A 23014-nucleotide genomic window follows, 5' to 3' on the forward strand; every position below is an offset into this window, starting at 1 on the left:
CAGAGGCTTTTGAGCGAACAGATATCGATCAGGATATCGCCCCACGCGATATTTCCATATGCGTTCAAGGCCGGTATCCGGGCTCGCAGGATTTGACGTATCACCTTCCCATGAATTGGCGCATTCACAGTGGCATCAAGAATTCTCTGAAAAAGTCTCCGGGTCGGGCAACTGGGTTGGCAACGCAATTGCCAACCCGGCGTTTTACGGAACACTTCTTGTTCAGAGCTTCTTATTCGATACGCCCACACCTGCTTACCGTTGCGGGGGCAGCCCAGGCATTCAAGAAACCGCTGAATAAGTCCTGCCGGAGGATTTATATTCAGAGGTTGCTTTACCTGGTTCCCGTTTAACTCGACCGCGTAAAGCGGCCAGAGCACCTCAAACGTGGCCGGCATTCTACCAGAACCATCAGTTTCAAGCGTAAACTGATGGTTCGGCTTCCACTGTCGAATTTATCGCTGCGAGTGCCCGACGGATCGCGACCGACTGTCGTGGATTACTTGAAACTACATTTAAAAAATCACGTTAGCAGTTGACTCAACAGGGAGTTGACTCGACAGGGATTTCCAAACTATAGTGACTTGATGGAATCGGAACTGAAGTCCCTCGAAGAGAAAATTGATCAATTCGTGCATTTATGTCATCAATTGCGGTTGGAAAATATCCAACTCCGCCAGGACCTGGCTAGCGCCATCAGTGAGAACAAGCGTTTGGCCGAAAAAATAGCCGCCGCAACCACTCGCCTCGAGGCCATCCTGATGCAGATTCCGGAAAGCGAAGAATGAAGACCGGCAGAGCCCTGGATGTAACCATCATGGGGCGGGAATTCCGCGTTACCTGCCCCGACGAAGAGCGCGAGGAACTACTGCAAGCAGTGGCCTATCTCGACAAGAAGATGCGCGAAATCAGGGATAGCGGCAAAGTGGTCGGATCGGAGCGCGTTGCTATCATGGCCGCACTCAACATTACTCATGAATTGCTTACCACAAGGAACAGAGGAGGCTTTGACATGGAAGAATTTAAGCGTAGAATCGATCACATGCAGGCAACGCTTGATGCGGTGATGCCGGAACAGGACAAGTTGTTTTAACCGGATTACAAATTCAAGCCAGCCCGAACAAATTCTTCATTTCGGCCGGCCGAGTCAGGTATTAAATGCAGGCGAAAATGGACCAAAGTTGTTCCCTGCGGTGTTTGTTTAGCCCTATATTCTTTGAACCAACTTTTTAAGAACTGGTTGCAAACCATAGTGATGCTGTTGTGCGAGTCCTTTAGGGGAAGCGCCTGATGCATCCGGCGAGTGACCGCCTTGGACCCTAAGGTTCAAGATAAATGGGTTGACGGCATCTGCGGGGACCTTATCAGGAAACAAAAAAGCGGCTATGCCGCTTTTTTGTTTCCTTCATTTAAAATTTCCGTAATCAATCCTGGCTGAATCATGCATTTTAGGGTCAGTCACTCGGCTTCTTCGTCCCCGGCGCAGGGTTATCTTTGCTGGTGACGTGCATGTCAAGGTGCTGTTTTATTTCCGCGGGTTCATGGTCAGGTTTTCCGCCTCCCGTCAATTGTACCCACCTGGCAACCGAGGGCACGCCCCGTTTGTTGACCAGGAACAACATATACCATCCCGGTGGAGCGATGTTCTGCTCGCTCAGGACATTGACATGCAAATGGCAAAAATCGTGCGCCTTGAACTGAAGGTCTACCACGCGCTGCCCGGTCTCGCATGAGTGGGTTGTCGCCATGGGCCAGATCAGTTCGACCCATTGAATCTCTTCAGCCTGCGGGGTATGGATTTCAAATTCTCCGCCGTACAGGATCTGCTGCGGTACTGTCTCGATGAAGGGCCGAGGGCCCCGGAACAGATATGGCGGATGATAGATTTCAAGCCGCAGTTCGTCGTCTCGCCTGTTCGGATTGGATCCGGCCGCAAGCACGCGACCGTCGGGCAGCAGAAGGGCAATTGAATGATACAGCCGCCCGGCTTGTGCCGTAGCGGCCGTAATCCAGGTGTTGGTAGCAGGGTCGTATATCTCGGCCTCCAGAACCGCCGTCGCCACAACTTCAGACTGGCCATTTCCACCTGAGACAAATACGGTTCGATCCGGCAGTAGGACCGCATTTACGTGAAACCGTGCGTGAGTCATGGACGCAACCGGCTCATAGGCCGGCGCGGAAGCTTTCAGATCAATGATGTGCGCGCTGTTGATCGCGGGGTCACCTCCCCCCAGGATCATGACCCGCTGGTCTTGCGCCGGCGCCAGCAACACGCTGCCGCAGTGATCTCTGCTCTGGCTGAATCCTTCCGGTAACGTGACATTGGTCATTGTGCTTGTGGCTATATCCAGCAGTCCTGGGAGCACCCCTACCGGATTCGGAAACATATTTCCGCCATCGTAGAATAACCGGCCATCGCGCATGAGAAACAAGTGCGGGAAAAGAGGCCAGCCTTCCTGACCAGGCATTTGAGTCCATCCCGTCACGCTCGAATAGATTTCCGCCCGGTTGGGCCCGCCTGAGACAGTGAAAACTCTGCCATCTCCGAGTGTAACCAGCGTGGGATACCATCGGCCTTCGGCCATCGAGGCAAGACGGATCCAAGATTCGGAGAGCGGATCAAACAGATAGCTGGTTTCGAGCCCGATGAAGGGGCGGCCATCCTTGTCATATTCCTTTGTGCCACCCGCGACAAGCAACCTGCCATCAGGCAGAAATGTCTGGCCTGCACAGAAGAAATCCACAGGAGTAAAAGGAGAAATAAACTCTCCGTTTTCATAATCCCACACCGCGCTGCGCAACCCGGTCGTGAAAAGTTCATCATTACCCGAGCCAGCAAATAACAAAACTTTACCGGTATGCAATACCGCACCATGAATAGCGAGTATCGGCGCGGGACAGGGCAGTAATTCCCACAATCCTTTCGTCGCTGCTTCAAGGATATCCCCCGAAGGCATGGCGCCCATCCCGTCCATACCGCCCATGCTACCCATTCCACCCATGCCGACAATACCCCCCGTTTCCACGGCTGCCGCCAAGTGCTCCGTAACGCCACCCGAATGGTGGTGGCCGAATATAGGCGATGCATTGTAGTCACGCAGGCAGCGCAAAATATCGACCGGCGGGCACGCATTCATTCCGTCGTCAAAGGGCAATTCCACCTCGATCGCCCTGCTCAATTCGTCAGAAATCCAGATGTACTGGCGAGCACGAACCAAGCCGGCCAAACCGGCCATCATGTGCTCTTCAACGTGGCAATGGAAAAGGAAATCTCCGCGGATTCGTACGCGACAGGCATTTTCCGGCGGATCCCTCTGGAACTGCTCGAGAGCGTGCGGAAGTCGCATGGCGGGAGGAATCTCGGTCTCAGTGATAAATGTTTCCAGAGAACTTATCCCGTGTACATCGGATGCGCCTCCAAGAGGGATCGGGAGCGCCCAGCGAACTGAATGGGGGTGAAAGTTGTGCCAGATACCGGAGACATCCAGGTTGAATATATACCAGCGTAGCCTCTCGCCAGTATCCCCCACCACTGTCGGCGTGTTCCCGACAAACGCGCGGCCATTGAGGCAGAAGTTTGGAGCGCCGCCTCCAGCAGAAAATACAATGTGTTCATGGTCGCCGTCATTTTGCCAGTTGATGCTTCCACCAGGACGCACCTGGACCAGGGACGGAACGAATTTGTTGTCCTGGATGCTGACGTTTGCGCTGGCGGGTGCGCCCGCCGTGACCTGGACTGTTCCATTCATTATGGGGCCGTGGATCGCGCAGTAATAGTGAACAATCTTCGCATCGGCAAAAGCAAAACTGAACGAATCGCCATGAGCAAGAGGTTTGCTTTGAAACGCAACGCTCGAGCTTCCGGCAAATTGATGAATAAAGACCGGAACTTCATGATCTGCACAAGGCGCGGCTGGATTTCGGACGATCAAACCACCGAATAAGCCCAGACTAATGTTTCGCGCAACGTCGTGCGCGTGATCATGAAATCCCCAGGCACCGACCATGTCAGGCGTAACGTCATAAACGTAAATCCACTTCTGACCAGGAAGAATTTCATCGCTGCGCCGTCCATCCCGCCCCGCGACACCCAGTGGCCAGGCTCCATCCGATTCGATTCCGTAACGTAGCCCGTGAATATGGAAACTATGACAGTCGCTTGTATCCGCGTTCCAGACATGGATGTACAGCCGTTCCCACGGTTTTGCATAGAGCAGGCAGCCCGGAATCCTCCGATCCCACGGCGGTTCGTTGACATCCGCCTCGATGAGCTTCGCCTTGTTCGGAATCGTATAGTGCGCGTCCAGATATTCGCGGTAGACCAGGCCATCGGCGGTACTGGCCAGAATTTCCTGCGCGGATACGCGGCCCGATTCGTGGCCTGGGTTGAACATGCAATCACGCCCAAAGTGACGCGCGCAGGCCACAGGTGCGAGCGGACTATAACTCGGCAGCAATTCAATTTTCAGAAATATGTCGCGTCGGTGGAAATTCATCGTGGCCCCCATGCCCCTTCCGGATCATATGCTGGAATGGATAAGCAAGTACTCAATCGTAATAGCAGTGCCCGCGACCACGACCACGACCACGGCAGGCACTATAAACGCGGGCAGACCCGGCCGGTGCCTTGCCGACGCGATCCGCCAAAATAGCAATCGAGCCCACCGCGAGATTTGATGCGCTCTTTCGATAACCCAGTGTAGATCACGCTTGCCAAAAGGCAAGTAAGAGCGGCCAGCAACATTTGTGAGAAAGGCAGCGCACATCTCACTTTTTGACCTGTTTGATACTATTTGCGCAAGCCTTGCCACGTCAGTGGATAATCTGAAATACGCGCTTTGCCAAATCGATTTGTATGTATTAATCTGTGGTAGCGTCTCCTTGCCTAATTTTCCAAGTGGGGCTTGCATTTCGGTTGCGAGTGGAACACCTCACTCAAGATCAGATCTGGCAGGACTGGGTGGGCGAGTTCTAGGGTGAAATTGGATAACGCACACGACTTTCTCGGCGGCGAGCTCTTCTGCGCTCCGCATTTATTTTTTTGAAAGGACCTGCCGATATGAACTCAGCCAGACCACTCGTTGATCCAGACGGCGCCCGGCTCCCTATCAAGCTCGACACGACATCCAACGGGGAGTTTGAACCGGTACCGTTATCCCCTGTGAATCAGGCTGCGAACCGCCTCGCACATGAAGCGGCGAATAAGAATTCAAAGCGTTTGGCTGTTTCTCGAAGAAATTTTCTAATCTCCGCTTGCGGCGCGGCCTCCACCTTGCTTGCCTTCAACGCGGCGAACGCCGCAGCAGGCAAGGCAGGCGGCTTTTTTGATCTGCCAATCGAAGCTGCGCTCGATCCCGAACTCGCACAGGCGCGAATCGGGGACAAGGGCGAATTCATCTTCGACGTGCAGGGCCACTTTGTGGACCCGAACGGTGCCTGGTTGCAGAAGCTCGCGCCCGGTGTAAAACCCCTGAGCCAGATGCCAAAAACAGGCTGTGCACTCGCGGCGGAGCCTGGTTCGCACAGCTACCTGCGTTGCCTGGGGCCTGATGAGTTCATCAAGGACGTGTTCCTCGATTCCGATACCGATATGATGGTGCTCTCCTTTGTACCATCGAAGCCCGACGCCGAGCCGCTTACCATCCAGGGGGCGGACGCGGTGCGCACGATCGTCGATCGGATGGAAGGTATGCACCGGCTGTTGATCCATGGACGCGTCAACCCCAACCAGGAACATGACCTTGCAGCGATGGACGAATTGAAGGAGCGCTGGGGCGTGTCTGCCTGGAAGACTTACACCCAGTTCGGGCCCGGCGGAAAGGGCTATTTTCTGTCGGATGACATCGGTACGCGTTTCATCGAAAAAGCGCGCAAACTCGGCGTCAAGGTTATCTGCGTACACAAGGGTTTGCCCTTCGGTAAACAATCCTATGAGCACAGCCAATGCAGTGATATCGGCGTCGTCGCCAAGCGCTTCCCCGACGTTTCATTCCTGGTCTATCACTCCGGCTTCGTTACCACCGTCCCCGAACGCGCCTTCGAGGGCAGGGGCGCTGACGACGGCATCGATACACTGATCCGCTCGCTCATCGAGAATGGAGTATCGCCAAATAGCAACGTTTATGCGGAGCTTGGCAGCACGTGGCGCTACCTGATGCGCGACCCGGAAGCGGCAGCGCATGCGCTGGGCAAGCTCTTGAAGTACTGCGGCGAGAATAACGTACTCTGGGGCACGGATTCCATCTGGTATGGCTCGCCGCAGGATCAGATTCAGGCATTCCGCGCATTCCAGATCGCCCCCGAATTACGCGCCAGGTATGGCTATCCTGAAATGACTCCGCAGCTACGCGCCAGGATTTTCGGACTAAACGCTGCAAAAGTTTACTCGATCAGCCCGGACGAAGTGAAGAAATATACCCAACGCGATCGTATTGCCCGCGAGCGGCTGGCTTACCTGGAACATCCCGATCCGCATTTCCTGACCTACGGGCCGAAGACACGGCGCGAATTCCTCAATCTACCGGGCGCTGGGCAACCCTGAGCCACCCTCCACCCTTGAACCACCGGTTTCGGCTAGTGCGACGACACCCATCTCAAAGCCAATATATTGCCCGCCTGAAGCTCGACCGAAGTTCCGAATTTTTTGCCTTCCCTGTTCAGGATATCCCTTAACCACAGGGCATCATTCTCAACCGCATGATTTAACCTGAAGCGCCTGACCTGCATGGGCGTCATGAATAAGCTGACCAGCTTGCCGGTCGAGGGATCCGCGCGTACGAAATACATCAGGGCCAGATCGCTCCGATAAGCTTCGTGCCCGGAAATACCCTCATAATCGTTCAGGAAGTCGCCGCAACCGTAAAGAATCAGTTTTCCTTTATAAACCTCGATCCCTTTCACATGGTGGGAGGAGTGGCCATGGACGATGTCAACATTCGCGTCATCGATAAGCTGATGAGCAAATTCCTGTTGATCGCGCGGGATCTGGTAACCCCAATTACCGCCCCAATGAATCGACGCGATCACGATATCGCCCGCCAATCTCGCTTTTTCAATATTGTCGTGAATGCCTCGAACCGTTGCAGCGGAAAAGTCGGGCAACATGTTCACTCCCGGCCTGTCCGGCGCAGCAGCCCAGCTCCAGGGTATGCCGCTGGTTTCCGACCCAAATGAGAAGACCAGCACCCTCCCCTTTTCAGGAATGGCCATCACAGCGGGAGCCTGCGCCTCCTGAATATTGCGCCCGGCTCCCGCAATTTTGATATGCGCATCTTTTAACGTTTTCAGCGTTTCCGCAAGTCCTGAATAACCCCAGTCCAGAACATGATTGTTCGCGAGAGCGCAACAATCGATATTCGCCGCCGTGATACAGGGGATATTGTCGGGATTCATCCGATAATTGACCGCCTTGTTTTCCACGTCATTACTGCGGGTGACCGCGGTTTCCAGATTGATAATGCGCACATCGGGCTTTCTTCGCTCCAGTTCAGAAAGCGCATCGCCCCAGATATAGGAAAAATCGACGGGCTTCGAAATCGGGCCGTTCGCTTCTTCGGCAAGCTCCACATATCCCCTCGCGCTTTTCATGTAGCCCTCGAAGAGGATGGGGTTCCCAGCGTGTGGCAATACCTGGTCGATACCCCTTCCCGTCATGACATCGCCACAGAGAAACAAGGTAATCGGATGAAGGGATTGTGGATGCTGGCGCCCGGTGTTTTGTTCACTATCCTTCGATGCGCTTCCGGCTTCGGGAGCGTTGCCGGTATCGATTGTGATCGCCTGCGCGCACATTGGCCGAACTGCAATGGTGATTCCCGCAGCCAGCGCATAACCGATAAACTGGCGCCGCTCCAGTTGCCGGTTTACACATCCGGAATTTTCAGGACTCTTCATCGCCGGATCGCACCAGTGCGTTTGATTGCGGTTGACCCCGTTGACTGCGATAAAAACACATCAACGAAGATCGGTGAATTCAATATAGCGCATAGGATAATAATTGCAGTTATTGATGCGGGAAGACGATACATTTATAGCGCCCAAGCTTGGTTAATCCGTATTAGTTCAGGCTCAGACCGACGCATTGTGTGTCGCCGACTTGAAACCCAGACCTACCTACAGGTCTGATATGGATCTGGTATAGGTCCGGATTGGGCCAGCGTTGAACTTGACTTCAGCCGCCTCCGGCAAACCGACCGGCGGCGCCATGTTGAAAAGCTTCAGTGGACACTTGAGACAGGAGCGCTTCAATGCACAGTGGCTATTGTCTTTAGGGAATGCCAAGCGCAGAATTGATAAAATGGCGACCTCGCTATACCGAGGCGTGCGCCACTCTGATTGCAAGGGCAGCGCTGGCGTAATTCGCCCGCTGGGCGACGGAATCGCGGCTTATCCCGTATACCTATGGAGTCGAATTTTCTACTTCTGTCCGGCCGTGGTTGCGGGCCAGTCAGATGTGCCGCCAATTTGCTGCTACCGGTACTAAAATGGATCAAGACAATTACTATCTGACAGAAAAGGGATGATGCAGCGTTATTAATTTGCTGTCAGACTATTACGCGCTTGCACATCGAGGGATGCCATGCCATGGTAAATGAAGAACATGTTTCCGTATGCGAAGCTGAAACCGTGAAGATGCTGACGATCGAGCCCGGAGCCGATCTATCGACGCCGGAGATGCAACGCACAGCCATTGAGATGTTGGAAGGGGGAGGCGTCATCTACCTGCCCAAAAGCGGTTTCGAGCTTACCGAGCAAGAGCGGGAGCTGATCTCTGACACGGCGAAGATCCTGACCCGGGAGCCCGACGTTCAGGATGGCCGGCCCACGATCATCTTCGATCCGGCACGCGGCCATATCAAGAAATATCATTATGCACGCGTGCGCGGCAAGATGATGCGCGCCAAGGTCAAAGATACGGCGCGTCCTGATCTCGAGGCGGCCATGGCGCGCTACGGCAAGTGGACCGAGAGTATGATCGGCCAATTGTTCCCCAGCTACCAGGGAACGCTGGACCGCAAACGGGTCACCTATCGGCCTTTTCAGCGCAGCAACATCCAGGCCCTGCACATCGACTCGAGCTACGGGTACCCCACCCAGGGGCGCGGCATGTTGCGCATTTTCTCCAACATCCATCCCACCACTCGACCGCGTATCTGGCAGCTCGGGGAACCGTTCGAGCCCTTCGTGCGTCGCTTCCTGCCTTCCGTGCGCCTCAAGGAGCCGGGTTTGATTTCTTCTATTCTGGCCCGCCTCGGCATCGTCGACGGAACCAAGACCAAATACGATCAGTACATTGCGGCGCTTCGCGCCCTCGGTATGGGCGACAAGGAATACCAGCAGACAGCACCGCATAAGTTCATGGAGTTCCCACCCGGCTCGAGCTGGATCGCGATCACGGACCTGGTGCTGCACGGCGCGGTGTCGGGCCAGCACAGCTTCGATCAGACGTTCTACCTGCCGGTGGAGGCGATGAACGATCCGGCGCGTTCATCGCTTCGCATTCTGGAGAGGCTGACCGGCGAGGCCCTGGTGTAACCTAAATCCGGTAGTTGGACGGGGTGAAGTGTACGGTTTTTGGGGTGCAGGGCAAGGTGCAACGACGCGGAATGGTCGTTCCATTCCAAGGAGTTGCAACGCAGACATGTGCCCAAAAACCGTGCAATTCACCCCGTAGCGCCCTCACCCGGAAGGTGGGCGTCAAATAACATGAAATATTGTTATTAATCATGACACTGATCTATTAAATGAGCGGTCAACTACCGGATTTAGGTTTAAGCGAGCGACGACTGCGGGATTCGTCAAGACGGTCCTGCCGGCCCGATCCGACGAAAGAAGATCCCGGAGTTCCCGAGCCATCACGATTACCTCGGCGGCTGCGTACTGCCTGCTCTTCCTCGGGCGACCGGGGAAACCGTGGGAATCCTCAACTTAAGCCCTGACTCTTTACTCAAGCACCAAATGCTTTCGATAGGACGTCAGACGCAGGTTATTGATTTATAATAACTATATTGTAGTTATAATTTTTGATTGCCATGACGAAGATTGTAAGCGGCTGGGGCTTTGACAGGATCACGCGGGAATTGAGCGGCGCGATGTGGACGTTTTCCCGCTTGCCTGACGATAACTCGGCAGCAACTTTTGTCCACCGATGCTTCCAGCACGAAATTTGGCACGAGATCAGGCTCCGCGAACGTATCGTAATCTGTGCGTTGCTGCCGTTTGTGCCATTGGTGATCGCGGTGCTGGCAACAGTCTTTACCGCGCTAAACGGACAGGCAATAAAGCAGAGGACCGGGAAGGGAATAATCCGCCAAGCCCGCGAGCAGATCGGACTTGCGCTCCGGTGCGCGATTTTGCCTCCCTGGTACTATATTTTCGAACTGCATGACGACGATAAGCGACAACACGCCTCCGAATATGTGAACCGTTTTGAGATGAAAAGCGGGCTATATCGCCTCCTGCGCGACTACAATGGTGGTCTTCCCGTCCCGACGGAGCGCAGCACGGCGTGCATAAAAGACAAATTACGCTTCATGTCCCGCTGCCGTGAATTTGGTATTGCCACTGCGCCTGCCCTTCTGAGCGTCGCGAAGGGAAAGATTACGGCAATTGATTGGAGCGGGCCGGGCCTCCCGGAAATCGATCTCTTCGTGAAGCCGTTGCAGGGTCAGAACGGAAAAAATGCCACGCGCTGGGATTATCTGGGTTCGGGGCAATATCGACGCAACGACGGTGAAAATGCTACCGCGGACGAGGTGCTTGAATGCTTGCGCCAGGCATCACAACGAAGAGCTTTCCTGGTGCAGCCACGGCTCGTGAATCACAGGGAGATCGCCGACCTCGGTAATGGCACCCTTGCAACGATCCGGGTGATGAGTTGCCGTAATGAGCAAGGCGAATTCGAAGTTACCAATGCGGTTTTTCGCATGGCGCAAAACAGCACCGCCGTCGTCGACAATTTTCACACAGGGGGAATCGCGGCCAATGTGGATATTCATACCGGCGAATTGGGGAGGGCCACCTGTGGGGCCTGGGGGTCTACCGTGGATGGATGGTATGAGCAGTATTACGAAAATGGCGCGCAGATTCTGCATCGCAAACTTCCATACTGGCCCGAGCTGATCGATCTGGTCCGATATGCCCATGGCAGCGCGTTCTCAGACCAGGTGCTGATCGGCTGGGACGTCGCCCTGCTTGACAACGGACCATGCATGGTCGCAATCAACAAAGCACCGGATTTCGACATGCTCCAGCGGATCGGCAGGGGGCCGGTGGGCAACGAACGACTGGGAAAACTCCTCGCGTTCAACCTGAGGCGTACTGTCGAGGCCAAGCATCATTCGGTTTAGCGGGGAGTCTGGAGAGTAATGTGCAGCTTCCCTGCAATTCATGGCCGGGCAATTCAAAGTCATGACCATATCTTCGTTCCCTTGGTCGTATCGCAGAAACCAACCGCCACCCCGGCGAGAACGGTCGCGCTTCGGATCGGCTTTGCTATTCCGCACGTCATGCTGCAAGTTTCCCATGTTGTTCCCCCGGGAATGATTTTGGGTAGGATTCCGGACAAAATTTTACCGGTCTTCTGGGACAATCAAGGTGATAGATTCGGGTATATTCTCTTGAACCCGGATAATCCATTAGGACGCGAGATGGCGAGGCGGGTTGCGAGACAGTTTTGCCGGTTGAGAGAAGTCCATAGCCTAATCTATGGACGCCGCGCAGGTAGCAAAAATGGCGGCGAAAATGGTCGCAAACTGACCGCCAGCACTCGCGTAGGCTCGTAGAGCCGCCTAATGAATATCTGGGTTGGAACACTCTTGGAACTTTATAGGAACAACAAGGAACTGACATGCGTTACTGGCTAATGAAATCCGAACCGTCCGACGTAAGTATTGACGACCTTGGCGCAATGGACCAACAAACCGTCACCTGGTATGGCGTGCGTAACTACCAGGCACGCAATTTTATGCGCGATCAGATGCGCGTCGGCGATCGGGTTTTTTTCTATCATTCGAGCTGCAAACAACCGGGGATCGCCGGTATTGCCGAGGTTAGCAAGCTCGCCTACCCGGACGCTACGCAATTCGATCCCGGTAGTAAATATTTCGATCCGAAAGCGACACCGCAGAGCCCACGCTGGTTCAACGTTGACGTTCGGCTCGTCAAAAAGACGCGCCTGGTCAGCATCAAGGAACTAAGGGGTTATCCCGAACTGGCCACCCTGCGTATTTTGCAGAAGGGTAGCCGTCTGTCCATTACACCGGTGGATCCAGCAGAATGGGATTTCATTGCGGGAATTTTATAATGGCCCGCTTATGGAGAGGACCCGTCAAACCCGGAAGTCGTTTGGAAATTCTGAAACCGAACATCAATCCCCACAAAATTTAACGTGGAATGGTGGCCGGTTTATTTGATATTAGGCGCGGTCGTTGGCTTCTTTGCCGGGCTATTGGGTATCGGCGGTGGGTTGATCATCGTACCGGTACTCACCTTCATTTTCAGTGCACAACATTTTCCTCCCGACCGTATCCTCCATCTAGCCCTCGGCACTACGATGGCTGCCATCATATTTACTTCGGTTTCCAGCCTTCGTACCCATCATCTTCACGGCGCGGTGAACTGGCAGGTCGTGAAATATATAACACCGGGAATTATCGTTGGCACGCTCGGCGGTGCCACACTGGTGAGCATGCTGCCCAGCCGGATTCTCAGTATTTTTTTTGTTGTGTTCATCTATTTTGCAGCTACCCAGATGCTGCTCAAAATTACGCCCAAACCCAGCCGTAAGCTCCCCGGACGTGCGGGGATGTTTGGGGCGGGCAGCATAATCGGCGTGATTTCGAGCTTTGTCGCGATCGGCGGCGGCTTGCTGACGGTTCCTTTTCTTTCCAGTTGCAATGTCAAGTTGCAACATGCTATCGGCACGGCGGCCGCGGTAGGCTTCCCCATTGCTGTGGCAGGAGCCATCGGCTATATTGCTAATGGCATGGCACAATCACAACCGCTGCCGGAATATAGCCTGGGATATGTTTATTTACCCGCATTGGGGTGGGTGGTGCTGGCCAGTACGCTGACCGCGCCGCTAGGCGCGAAAATGACGCATAGCATGCGAACTTCGACGCTCAGGCGGATTTTTGTGGTGCTGCTTTATTTGCTGGGAACGAAGATGTTGATTGGACTTTTCTAGCAGACCAATAAAGCGTGACGCTGCGCTCATTGCTGCCATTTTTTTTGAACGGCATCACCTTGCAGCAGTAACTTATAAGTCTGTAGCGCTCAGCGTCAAGCGCTGAATACCAGGCGCTTTAGCGCCTCTTCATATTTTTCGGCAGTTTTTGCGAGAATATCGGGCGGTAGCGCAGGAGCGGGGGCTTTCTTGTTCCAGTCCCGGGTCTCGAGCCAGTCACGCACGAACTGCTTGTCATAGCTGGGTGGATTTTTCCCTGGCGCATACTGGTCGACCGGCCAGAAGCGGGAAGAATCGGGAGTAAGCGCCTCATCTATGAGATAAAGCCCGCCCGCGTCATCCTGGCCGAATTCAAACTTGGTATCGGCGATAATAATGCCTCTTGTAATCGCATAATCCGCTGCTTCCGTGTACAGGGCGATTGCCTTTTCGCGCACCTGCGCAGCAAGCTCCTTGCCTAGCAGCTTTTCCGCTTCGGCAAAAGAAATGTTTTCGTCATGCGCTCCCTGCGCGGCTTTGGTCGAGGGCGTAAAGATCGCTCCGCTCGGCAGTCTGGCGGCTTCCTGCAATCCGGAGGGGAGCGTGATGCCGCAGATCATTCCGTTTTTTTTGTAATCCTTCCATCCGGAACCCGCGACGTAGCCTCGAACGATGGCTTCTATCCGCAACGGCTTCAGCCGCTTCACCACAAACGCACGGCCGGCTACTTGTTCGCGCTCGCCCTCCGCTACAACAGATTTCGGTGAAATGCCGGTGAGGTGGTTGGGGATTATGTGAGCGAGTTTTTCAAACCAGAAGCCGGATAACGCAGTCAGCAATCTTCCCTTGCCCGGCACCGGCGTTGGCAGGATCACATCGAATGCGGAAACCCGGTCAGTCTGTATAATCAAGAGCTTGTTTTCATCCACTGCATAGATGTCGCGTACCTTGCCCCGATGCAAAAGAGGCAGGCTTTGTATCGATGTTTCAAATAGCACAGGTTGATTACTCATGGTTATCTCTATGCAGGCACTATTTTCATATAGCGGCACGATGCTGGGATTCTAGCGATTGCTTGATTTCCAGCGCAAGCTGCAACGCGGCTTCAGCCGTCTCGGCGAGCACGGTATAGTGCCCCATTTTTCGTCCTGGCCGAGCGTCAAGCTTGCCGTACAAGTGTAATTTGACATTGGGATACCGGCGCAACTGTTCCCATTCCGGCTCTCCCCGCTGCCACAGATCACCCAGTAAATTCACCATCACCGCCGCCCCATGCATGGCGGTGCTGCCGAGCGGCAGGCCACAAAGTATCCTCACCTGTTGATCGAACTGCGAGGTGACGCAGGCATCAATAGTGTAATGGCCGCTGTTGTGGGGACGCGGAGCAATTTCGTTCACCAGCAACCTGCCATCGGCCAGCACAAAGAATTCCACGCATAATATGCCATGGTAATCGAGCTTCTCCGCGACGCGAACCGCGATTTCACGTGCTTTCTGAACGACAGTCTCCGATACCCTGGCTGGAACAATGCTGACATCGAGTATGCCGTTACGATGTTGATTCTCCGATACGGGGAAAGTGTTTACCTCGCCATCGAATCCGCGCGATACGATAACGGACACTTCGCACTCCAATGACAACAGTTTCTCCAGCACGCATGCAGCCCCGTTCATTCCGCTCAGCGCATGATCCAGTTCTATTGCGTTTTTTACCCGTACCTGTCCCTTGCCGTCGTAACCGAAACGGCTGACTTTGAGAATACCCGGAAATAATCCAGGGAACAGTTCCGGACGCTTTCGGGGTGATGCCTCATCCAGATCGAGCGATTTATGCAATTCATGTGAATTCTGTATTACCGCATACGGCACGACCCCCAACCCGTTCGCCGCAAGGAAATTTTTTTCAAGAATGCGATCTTGCGCAACCGCTACACCGTTCGCTGCCGGACTGACCACGCAATGCTCAGCCAGTATTCGAAGAGATTCAGCGGGAACATTCTCGAATTCCGTGGTAACGCCCGCGCAGGTGGATGCGAGTTCACCCAGCGCATCGGTGTCGAGATAATCCGCATGCAGATGGCGGTCAGCCACGCTGCTCGATGGGTTCCCTTCTGCCGGATCGAGTACGGTGACGCGGTAGCCCATGCTCTGCGCAGCCATGATAAACATGCGGCCGAGCTGGCCGCCGCCCAGAAGGCCAAGCATCGCTCCCGGCCTGATGTTCATAATTCAGGTAGTGTCGATGCCGCGACCGTTGCTGCCTGAGTCTCGCGAAATGCGGCAAGACGCGTTGCGAGTTTTGTATCTTCCACCGCCAGCAGCGCAACGGCAAACAATGCCGCGTTGGATGCACCTGAATCGCCTATGGCGAAGGTGGCGACGGGGATACCCTTGGGCATCTGCACAATGGAAAGAAGCGAATCCAGTCCTTTAAGATGTCTGGAAGTAACCGGCACACCCAGCACCGGCAAGATAGTTTTGGCGGCAATCATTCCAGGGAGATGGGCCGCACCGCCCGCGCCGGCAATAATACACTTGAGCCCACGCTTGACCGCGGTTTCCGCATACTCGAACATACGATCCGGGGTACGATGAGCGGAAACCACCTCGGCCTCGTAAGGTACATTAAACTCACTCAATATATCGGCCGCATGCTTCATGACTTCCCAGTCACTACTGCTACCCATTATTACGCCAACCACGGGATTGTTCATTTAGTGCCCTTCATTTCAACCTAAATCCGGCAGTTGGATATGAAATATTGTTATTAATCATTACACTAATCTATTAAATGAACGGTCAACTACCGGATTTAGGTTCACTCGCGGAGATGCGTTTTTCTGGATGTCGCATCTTCCAGATCCTCCAGGTCTTCCAGGTAGGGATAACGCACATGCCCAAAACGGATAACCAGAACCGCCAACGCGACCAGCACAATCGAGACGGAGACACCGAGCAGCCTCATGCTATCCATCTCCTTGATATCAACTGTCACATATCGCGCCATCGCCACCATGGCGATGTAAAGAGGGAATCGTACCGGCAGCTTGCCGGATTCGAAATATAACCCCACCATCGTCAGGATTTCAAGATAGAGAAACATCAGCAGCAAATCTGCGAGCGTAACTCTGGCGTTGTGTACCATCAGCATGGTTTCCTGATAACCTGCAAAAATCGTGGCCAACGCGATAACGATGAGTCCCGCAGCTTCAAAGAGTCGAAGCATCCGGTGGGAATAAATAGTGGTGCGGGGATTCAGCATTTTATTTTTCTGTGATGATTTGCCAGCAATCAAAGCCAATACTACCTCTTCCAGATGACAATTCCAATTTCGGACGTCGATTTCGGTTGAAGCGGGTAACCATTATTGCAGGCGGTTCTATGGCCTTTCGCGGTATTCACCCTTCAAACTCAGCAGTAGTGCACTATCCACCCAACCGGTGAAAGGCAGATTCCCCTCTAGTACAGTGAATGGTTGCGCTGGTTCGCCCAGATCCGACAATACCACCGCCGCTCCACTAAAATCCTGTAGTCGCGTGTAATCGCTGATGGTGATTATCGTATCGAGCCCTGCAGCGAGCGATGCTCTCAGCCCGTTTTCGGAATCTTCTATTGCCACGCATTGTTGCGCCGGCAACCCCAGTTGATCAAGTACCCAGTGATAAATATCCGGCTCAGGTTTTTTTCCGGGAACAATATCTCCCGCACCAATAACGTCGAACCAACCGGGGGAATCCTCCCCCAGCGTAGATTTCAAAAGTGCGGTTACGTTTTCCGGTGTCGTGGTAGTCGCAATAGCCATTTTTATATTCGTATCGCGCAAGTGATGAATCAGGCGAGCTACACCAGGACGTAGCGGAATTCCGCCGTCTTCGAGCAAATTCACATAATGCTTCGTTTTCACCTTATGCAAGCCGGCTATCCAGTCATCCAGTCCGCTCCTGCTCAGCTCCGCAGGTGCATGGTTTTCCATGAAATGCCGAATGCGCTCTTTTCCGCCTGTTATAGCCAGCAGTTCACCATAAAGTTCGACTTCCCATTCCCAATCGAGGCCGAACTCTTCGAACGCGGCATTGAAAGCGAGACGATGTCCGTCACGCTCGGTATCAGCCAATGTGCCGTCAACGTCAAACAGTACCGCACGAACCGCGCTATTCATCACTATCTCCTTCATCTTGTCGCTTTATTTTCGATATTCTTTGCCATGGCACGACATGTTTCAATCATCGCGCTGCGCGGCACAACTGGCGCGCTGTAACCGATCCGCGATCGCCATCCAGCCTGGTTTATCCGGAGGCGCTTCCACCAGCAGGCGGTCGAACCGTTCGTCGTCGAACCGGCGCAACGTTCCATACAACAGGCGACCGTATGCCGCTGGTTCAGCAGGCATGGAAAAATGGGCGATGTTTTTATTTTCGGTGTAATCCATTTGCCGGTCGGACCACGCTATTATCACAATGCGCAATCCTTTTGTCCCGAGTTCGAGAGCACGATGGGATAATAATTCCGAATGCCAAAGCTCCAGCGGCGTTTCCGGCGCATAGTGAGACTTGAGCGCACCTGGCACGCGTACAGCGCGCTTCTCTTGTCCGGATAGTATCACCCTGCCTTTCAATACCTCTGCCAGCGCCGGCAACGGGATACCGCCCGGCCGCAATATGACGGCCATCTCGCCGTCAAAGCCGACAATTGTGCTTTCCAGGCCAACCCGGCATGGACCGCCATCCAGAATCATATCCACCGACTCACCCAGTTCTTCCCGCACATGAGCCGCCGTTGTAGGGCTTATACGCCCAAACCGGTTGGCAGACGGTGCGGCAAGCGCTTTCTCCGGCCCCAGTGCATTCAATAAGGCAAGCGCGACGGGGTGATCCGGCACCCGCAATCCAACCGTATCCTGACCTCCCGTTACACTTTCCGGCACGTGTCGGCTGCGCCGCAATATCAAAGTCAGCGGCCCCGGCCAGAAGTATTCGGCCAGTTGCCAAGCCTGTTCGGGAACTTCTTGCGCCCAGCGTTGCAAATGGGATGAACCGGCAAAATGAACGATGAGGGGATGATCCACCGGCCGCTTTTTTATCTCGAATAGACGTTGTACCGCGGAAGGGCTGGAGATATCCGCCCCAAGGCCATAAACCGTTTCGGTGGGAAAGGCCACGACCCCGCCCGCCCTTAGCAGCGCAGCAGCAGCGGTGATCTGGCTGTGCGGTTCCAGTGACGTCATCTAAGCGTCATTCTCGCCGACAGCACAGCATGATCGGAAGTTTGCGACCAGGGATGACCCCGATGCACCTGCGTCTTTTCTACCTGGAACCCTCGCACATAAATGCGATCGAGCCGGAACAACGGCAACGCGGAGGGATAGCTGCGCGCGGCTCTCCCCTCAGTCGACTCAAAAGCTTCGATCAGGCTGAATCGCTCAACCAGAACCCGGCTCGCTATTTCGCGCCAATCGTTGAAATCTCCGGCAATGACCAGCGGCGCCTGTCGGGGCACCAGTTGCTCGATATGCTGCCCCAACACTTGCAATTGCTGCGATTGTCCTCTCTTGAACAGCCCCAGGTGCACGCATATGCAGTGGAGCCTTTCCGGCCAGCCAGGAACATCGATCTCGCAATGGAGCAGGCCCCGGCTCTCGAAACGATGCGCCGAAACATCGAGATTGGCCCATCGCATGATAGGGTAACGGCTTAGAATTGCATTGCCGTGATGCCCTTCATTGTATACCGCGTTTTTTCCATAGGCGAAATCCGACCAGACCGAATCGGCGAGAAACTCGTACTGGGGGTTGCATGGCCAGTTTTCGAAACGCGCCGCGTGCCCCTTGTGGAAGCCGACCACTTCCTGCAAAAAAATGATGTCTGCATCAAGCGCGCGCAAGCCGTCGCGCAACTGATGCAGCACTACGCGCCGATTAAAATGAGAAAAACCTTTGTGAATGTTATAGGTCGCGATATGCAGCGTATTGAGCATATGGTGAACGTCAGCTTATCCCGGAAAATTGATATGCATGCTACCCGCCAATATCCATTTCCGGTTCCTTGGAGGAATCGTATTTTTTCATTATATTGAAACCTCCAGCATCCGTTCCAGTGCCAATTTTGCAAGTACCGCTTCGGCAGCCGGCACCTTGATCTGATTCACGACCTTGTCCGCGATCAGGTTTTCCAGCGTCCACGCCAGATGTTGCGGATCGATGCGGGCCATGGTGGAGCACATGCAGATTGTCGAGGCCATGAACTGCACTATTTTCCCTTCGGATTTGAACTCCTCCGCGATACGGCTGACCAGGTTCAGCTCGGTACCCACCAGCCAGCGGGTTCCCGCCTCCGCTTCGCGGATGGTCTTGATGATGTACTCGGTAGAGCCAACAAAATCAGAATTTTTACATACCTCGAAACTGCATTCCGGATGTGAAATCACCTTTCCGTCCGGATGCTGATTGCGGAATCGCAGTATGTGCTGCGGCTGAAACATCTGATGCACCGAACAATGCCCCTTCCATAGCAGGATTTTTGCTTTCCTGATTTGCTCCGGTGTAAGCCCGCCCAGCGGCTCATCAAAATCCCACACCACCATCTCGTCCAGTGGGATCCCCAGCTTGTGGCCGCTCCAGCGTCCCAGATGCTGGTCCGGAAAAAACAGTACTTTTTCCCGGCGCGAAAAGGACCACTCCAGAATCTTTGTCGCATTGCTGGAAGTGCAGACGATGCCGCCGTGCTCGCCGCAAAAGGCTTTTAGATCAGCGGCCGAATTAATATAGGTCACGGGCGTGACCGCCTCATCAGGGTCGAGCACTTCCGACAACTCGCGCCAGGCACGCTCCACCTTGGAAAGACTTGCCATATCCGCCATCGAGCAACCGGCCGCGAGATCAGGCAGGATGGTAACCTGCTCCGGCTTGGAGAGAACATCCGCCACTTCGGCCATGAAATGGACGCCACAAAACACCAGATAATCCGCATCCGTTTCCACGGCAAGGCGCGACAGCTTCAGGGAATCGCCAGTGAGATCGGCATGCTTATAAACATCCGCACGCTGATAATGATGGGCGAGGATTACGACACGCTTTCCGAGTGTGGCTTTAGCCTCCACAATACGCTGTGCGCAGTCGTCATCTTTCAAGTTATCAAAACGTTCAAATGCAATAGCTTCCGCTGGCATGGCTACTCCTGTTTTTTCCTCAAGAAACGGTTAGACAACCTCTAATAGAACCTGTGTGGATCGCTTACCAAGCGCCAAGTTGGCAACTGCAATGCAACTGAGCCGTTAAAGCCGGAATAATTCACAAGCATATGATGAGGCCGTTGACGCGATCATCTGCACAGGGCATTTCTTTTTTTATTACATCTCATTCCGGACGCTATCTTGCCAGGATCATGCCGGCAAACTCGGATAGCTATCCAAAGGCTGCCCGGCAAATACTTTATCAGACCAATATCCTGACTATCGGTTCTACCAGGCTCCAGGTATGGATTTTCGCTGCGATTATTTTCTGTCGCTTTTATCTGAAGCCAACTTTCGTATCGCCTCCGCGTTAGTCGGGGAAAAGACCTTTTCCACTGCGTTCTCCCAGGGAAACCAGGCAAAGCGGAGATGCTCTCTTGCTGCCACCGAGACCGGAACCGGCTTCGGCACGAGCAGGCCGAAAACATGCTCGGTATTGTGCGTCACCTCCGGTGCATACCGCCAGCGCCATTCCTCATAAATCTCGTATTCGTTCTGAATGTTCCAGTCGGTCAATTCGTAGCGACCGGCATCCAGTCCGGTTTCCTCAGCCACTTCGCGCGCTGCCGTTTGCAGAAGCGTTTCGCCTTGATTCTGACTCCCCGTAACCGATTGCCAATACCCGGGATGATCCGCCCTCTCCAGCAACAGAACCTGCCTATCCGGCGTATGGATGATTACCAGGACGGAAATCGGTGTCTTATAAATTTTCACCGCGAAGATTTCGCAAGGAATAGAGATTGGAAAATTGCTCCACCTGCGGAGCGCATTGTTTTCAATCCGGATCTCCGCTGACCACGCACCAGGATTTTACTTTGGCGCCTACAGCTTACATATTGCGAAGCTTGATATGCAGTTCCCGCAACTGCTTTTCACCCACCGTACTGGGCGCATGCGTCAGCAGGCATTGTGCACGCTGCGTCTTTGGAAAAGCAATGACATCGCGGATTGATTCGGAACCCGTCATCATCGCAACGATACGATCGAGTCCAAATGCAATGCCGCCATGCGGTGGCGCACCATATTGCAATGCTTCCAGCAGAAAACCAAATTTCTCACGCGCTTCATCGGCCCCGATATTGAGAGCGCGGAATACCTTTGACTGTACTTCCTGGCGATGGATACGCACTGAACCACCGCCAATTTCCGAGCCATTCAACACCATATCGTACGCCCTGGATAATGCATTTCCGGGATCGCTCTCCAGCAGGTCTTCGTGACCGTCCGCGGGAGAGGTAAACGGATGATGCAAGGCTTTCCAGCGGTTTTCTTCCTCATCGCGTTCGAACATGGGAAAATCGACTACCCATAGCGGCTTCCAACCGGATTCGGCAAGTCCACGGTCATGCCCGACCTTGGCGCGCAACGCGCCAAGCGCCTCATTCACCACCTGGGCCTTGTCCGCACCGAAGAATATGAGATCGCCATCTTCCGCGCCCGTACGCTCCAGGATAACTTGTATCACTGCCTCTGGCAGAAACTTCAGTATCGGCGACTGCAGGCCTTCAAGACCTTTTTCCAGCGTGTTGACTTTGATATATGCGAGCCCCTTCGCCCCATATATTGCTGCGAAACTGGTGTAGTCATCTATTTCCTTGCGGGATAATGTCCCACCCGCCGGTACCCGAAGCGCAGCCACTCGGCCCCCGGTTTTAAGAGCAGCTTCGCGGAAGACCTTGAATTCCACATCCCGCATCACATCGGTGAGCTCGGTCAGAACCAGCGAGACACGCAAGTCCGGTTTGTCCGAACCGTACCGGGACATCGCTTCCCCGTATGCCAGACGCGGGAAGGGATTTGGCAGATCAATATTCATTGTATTTTTGAATATTCCGCAAATCATCTCCTCCATCAGCGCCATGATCTGGGCTTCATTCAGGAAAGACGTCTCGATATCGATCTGGGTGAATTCGGGCTGGCGATCGGCGCGCAAATCCTCATCGCGAAAGCATTTGGTGATCTGGTAGTAACGGTCGAATCCGGCGACCATCAGGAGTTGTTTGAACAACTGCGGCGATTGCGGAAGCGCAAAAAAATGCCCCGTGTTGACACGGGACGGCACCAGGTAATCCCGCGCACCCTCGGGCGTGGATTTGGTCAGCATCGGCGTTTCAACATCGATGAAGCCGTGCTGGTCGAGAAATACGCGGACCGCCATCGCCACCTTGTAGCGCAATCGCAGGTTTTCCTGCATTTTCGGACGTCGCAGATCGAGATAGCGATGTTCCAGACGCACGGCTTCACTCAGGTTTTCGTCATCCATCAGAAACGGTGGCGTAAGCGAAGCATTGAGTATCTCGATGGACTGTACCAGCACCTCAATTTCGCCACTGACGAGGTCGGGGTTGACTGTGCCGGTCGGACGGGGCCTCACCGTGCCGGTAACTCGGAGTACGAACTCGTTGCGAATTTTCTCCGCGCTTTGAAAAGCGGACGCATTGTCGGGGTCGCATACCACCTGTACCAACCCCTCGCGGTCACGCAGATCGATGAATATGACACCACCATGGTCGCGACGGCGATGCACCCAGCCATAGAGGGTGACATTCTGCTTCAGATATTTGGCATCAATGAGGCCGCAGTAGTCAGTACGCATGACAGCTCTGTAATTGGGGGAATAAG

19 protein-coding genes, 1 other RNA gene and 1 riboswitch are annotated in these 23014 nt (G+C 54.2%); of the genes, 8 read left to right on the top strand and 12 right to left on the bottom strand.

Annotated features, from left to right (window positions below; translation table 11 throughout):
- Nucleotides 1–50: 50 nt before the first annotated feature.
- Nucleotides 51–399, bottom strand: a riboswitch (cobalamin riboswitch).
- Between the two features lie 188 nt (nucleotides 400–587).
- The 3 genes from BLP78_RS00075 (at nucleotide 588) to ssrS (ending at nucleotide 1363) form a co-directional block, all read left to right on the top strand.
- Entirely contained in the window at nucleotides 588–788 is a 201-nt protein-coding gene (locus BLP78_RS00075) for a hypothetical protein (RefSeq protein WP_090455154.1), read from the top strand.
- Nucleotides 785–1093: a cell division protein ZapA gene (locus BLP78_RS00080; protein WP_090455156.1), complete on the top strand. Its 309-nt coding sequence runs from the start codon at nucleotides 785–787 to the stop codon at nucleotides 1091–1093. The genes BLP78_RS00075 and BLP78_RS00080 overlap by 4 nt, the downstream gene beginning before the upstream one ends.
- An 89-nt stretch (nucleotides 1094–1182) precedes the next feature.
- Nucleotides 1183–1363: non-coding RNA, 6S RNA (ssrS, locus tag BLP78_RS00085), on the top strand.
- 91 nt (nucleotides 1364–1454) lie between these two features.
- Here ssrS and BLP78_RS00090 read toward each other — a convergent pair.
- The gene (locus BLP78_RS00090) at nucleotides 1455–4496 is read right to left on the bottom strand and encodes a galactose oxidase-like domain-containing protein (RefSeq protein ID WP_176752736.1); all 3042 of its coding nucleotides are present in this window, start codon (nucleotides 4494–4496) and stop codon (nucleotides 1455–1457) included.
- A 563-nt stretch (nucleotides 4497–5059) separates the two neighbouring features.
- On the opposite strand from BLP78_RS00090, the gene BLP78_RS00100 reads away from it, so the two are divergent.
- A complete protein-coding gene (locus tag BLP78_RS00100; RefSeq protein WP_090455162.1) occupies nucleotides 5060–6541 on the top strand; it encodes an amidohydrolase family protein in 1482 nt (493 codons plus the stop codon).
- A 32-nt stretch (nucleotides 6542–6573) separates the two neighbouring features.
- Here BLP78_RS00100 and BLP78_RS00105 read toward each other — a convergent pair whose 3' ends face one another.
- A complete protein-coding gene (locus BLP78_RS00105; RefSeq protein ID WP_256329912.1) occupies nucleotides 6574–7893 on the bottom strand; it encodes a CapA family protein in 1320 nt (439 codons plus the stop codon).
- A gap of 690 nt (nucleotides 7894–8583) precedes the next feature.
- Between BLP78_RS00105 and BLP78_RS00110 the strand changes: the two genes are divergently transcribed.
- The 4 genes from BLP78_RS00110 to BLP78_RS00130 all read left to right on the top strand — a co-directional run bounded on the left by BLP78_RS00110 (nucleotide 8584) and on the right by BLP78_RS00130 (nucleotide 13186).
- A complete protein-coding gene (locus BLP78_RS00110) occupies nucleotides 8584–9534 on the top strand; it encodes a Kdo hydroxylase family protein (protein ID WP_090455164.1) in 951 nt (316 codons plus the stop codon).
- Nucleotides 9535–10031: 497 nt separating this feature from the next.
- Entirely contained in the window at nucleotides 10032–11348 is a 1317-nt protein-coding gene (locus BLP78_RS00115; RefSeq protein ID WP_090455166.1) for a sugar-transfer associated ATP-grasp domain-containing protein, read from the top strand.
- A gap of 500 nt (nucleotides 11349–11848) precedes the next feature.
- On the top strand, nucleotides 11849–12304 hold the full coding sequence (locus BLP78_RS00125; RefSeq protein ID WP_090455170.1) for an EVE domain-containing protein: 456 nt from the start codon (nucleotides 11849–11851) through the stop codon (nucleotides 12302–12304).
- 84 nt (nucleotides 12305–12388) lie between these two features.
- Entirely contained in the window at nucleotides 12389–13186 is a 798-nt protein-coding gene (locus BLP78_RS00130) for a sulfite exporter TauE/SafE family protein (RefSeq protein ID WP_090455172.1), read from the top strand.
- Between the two features lie 95 nt (nucleotides 13187–13281).
- Here BLP78_RS00130 and BLP78_RS00135 read toward each other — a convergent pair whose 3' ends face one another.
- From BLP78_RS00135 to aspS, 10 genes are all read right to left on the bottom strand, one after another.
- A complete protein-coding gene (locus BLP78_RS00135) occupies nucleotides 13282–14178 on the bottom strand; it encodes a phosphoribosylaminoimidazolesuccinocarboxamide synthase (RefSeq protein ID WP_090455174.1) in 897 nt (298 codons plus the stop codon).
- 25 nt (nucleotides 14179–14203) lie between these two features.
- The gene (locus BLP78_RS00140) at nucleotides 14204–15391 is read right to left on the bottom strand and encodes a 5-(carboxyamino)imidazole ribonucleotide synthase (protein WP_090455176.1); all 1188 of its coding nucleotides are present in this window, start codon (nucleotides 15389–15391) and stop codon (nucleotides 14204–14206) included.
- Nucleotides 15388–15879: a 5-(carboxyamino)imidazole ribonucleotide mutase gene (gene purE, locus BLP78_RS00145; RefSeq protein WP_090455178.1), complete on the bottom strand. Its 492-nt coding sequence runs from the start codon at nucleotides 15877–15879 to the stop codon at nucleotides 15388–15390. The genes BLP78_RS00140 and purE overlap by 4 nt, the downstream gene beginning before the upstream one ends.
- A 104-nt stretch (nucleotides 15880–15983) precedes the next feature.
- Nucleotides 15984–16427: a phosphate-starvation-inducible protein PsiE gene (locus BLP78_RS00150; RefSeq protein WP_090455521.1), complete on the bottom strand. Its 444-nt coding sequence runs from the start codon at nucleotides 16425–16427 to the stop codon at nucleotides 15984–15986.
- Between the two features lie 117 nt (nucleotides 16428–16544).
- A complete protein-coding gene (locus BLP78_RS00155) occupies nucleotides 16545–17324 on the bottom strand; it encodes an HAD family hydrolase (RefSeq protein WP_090455180.1) in 780 nt (259 codons plus the stop codon).
- A gap of 60 nt (nucleotides 17325–17384) precedes the next feature.
- Nucleotides 17385–18389 (bottom strand): L-threonylcarbamoyladenylate synthase, encoded by a 1005-nt coding sequence (locus tag BLP78_RS00160; protein ID WP_090455182.1) that lies wholly within the window; start codon nucleotides 18387–18389, stop codon nucleotides 17385–17387.
- Nucleotides 18386–19138 carry an endonuclease/exonuclease/phosphatase family protein gene (locus BLP78_RS00165; protein ID WP_090455184.1) on the bottom strand — a complete coding sequence of 251 codons (753 nt, stop codon included), beginning with the start codon at nucleotides 19136–19138 and terminating at the stop codon, nucleotides 18386–18388. Before BLP78_RS00165 ends, BLP78_RS00160 begins: the two co-directional genes overlap by 4 nt.
- A gap of 90 nt (nucleotides 19139–19228) precedes the next feature.
- Nucleotides 19229–20329: a quinolinate synthase NadA gene (gene nadA / locus BLP78_RS00170; RefSeq protein ID WP_090455186.1), complete on the bottom strand. Its 1101-nt coding sequence runs from the start codon at nucleotides 20327–20329 to the stop codon at nucleotides 19229–19231.
- Nucleotides 20330–20653: 324 nt separating this feature from the next.
- The gene (gene nudB, locus BLP78_RS00175) at nucleotides 20654–21100 is read right to left on the bottom strand and encodes a dihydroneopterin triphosphate diphosphatase (protein WP_090455523.1); all 447 of its coding nucleotides are present in this window, start codon (nucleotides 21098–21100) and stop codon (nucleotides 20654–20656) included.
- 121 nt (nucleotides 21101–21221) lie between these two features.
- The gene (gene aspS, locus BLP78_RS00180) at nucleotides 21222–22988 is read right to left on the bottom strand and encodes an aspartate--tRNA ligase (RefSeq protein ID WP_090455188.1); all 1767 of its coding nucleotides are present in this window, start codon (nucleotides 22986–22988) and stop codon (nucleotides 21222–21224) included.
- Nucleotides 22989–23014: the final 26 nt, after the last annotated feature.

The organism is Nitrosospira sp. Nsp1, assembly GCF_900100985.1.
GTDB lineage: Bacteria > Pseudomonadota > Gammaproteobacteria > Burkholderiales > Nitrosomonadaceae > Nitrosospira.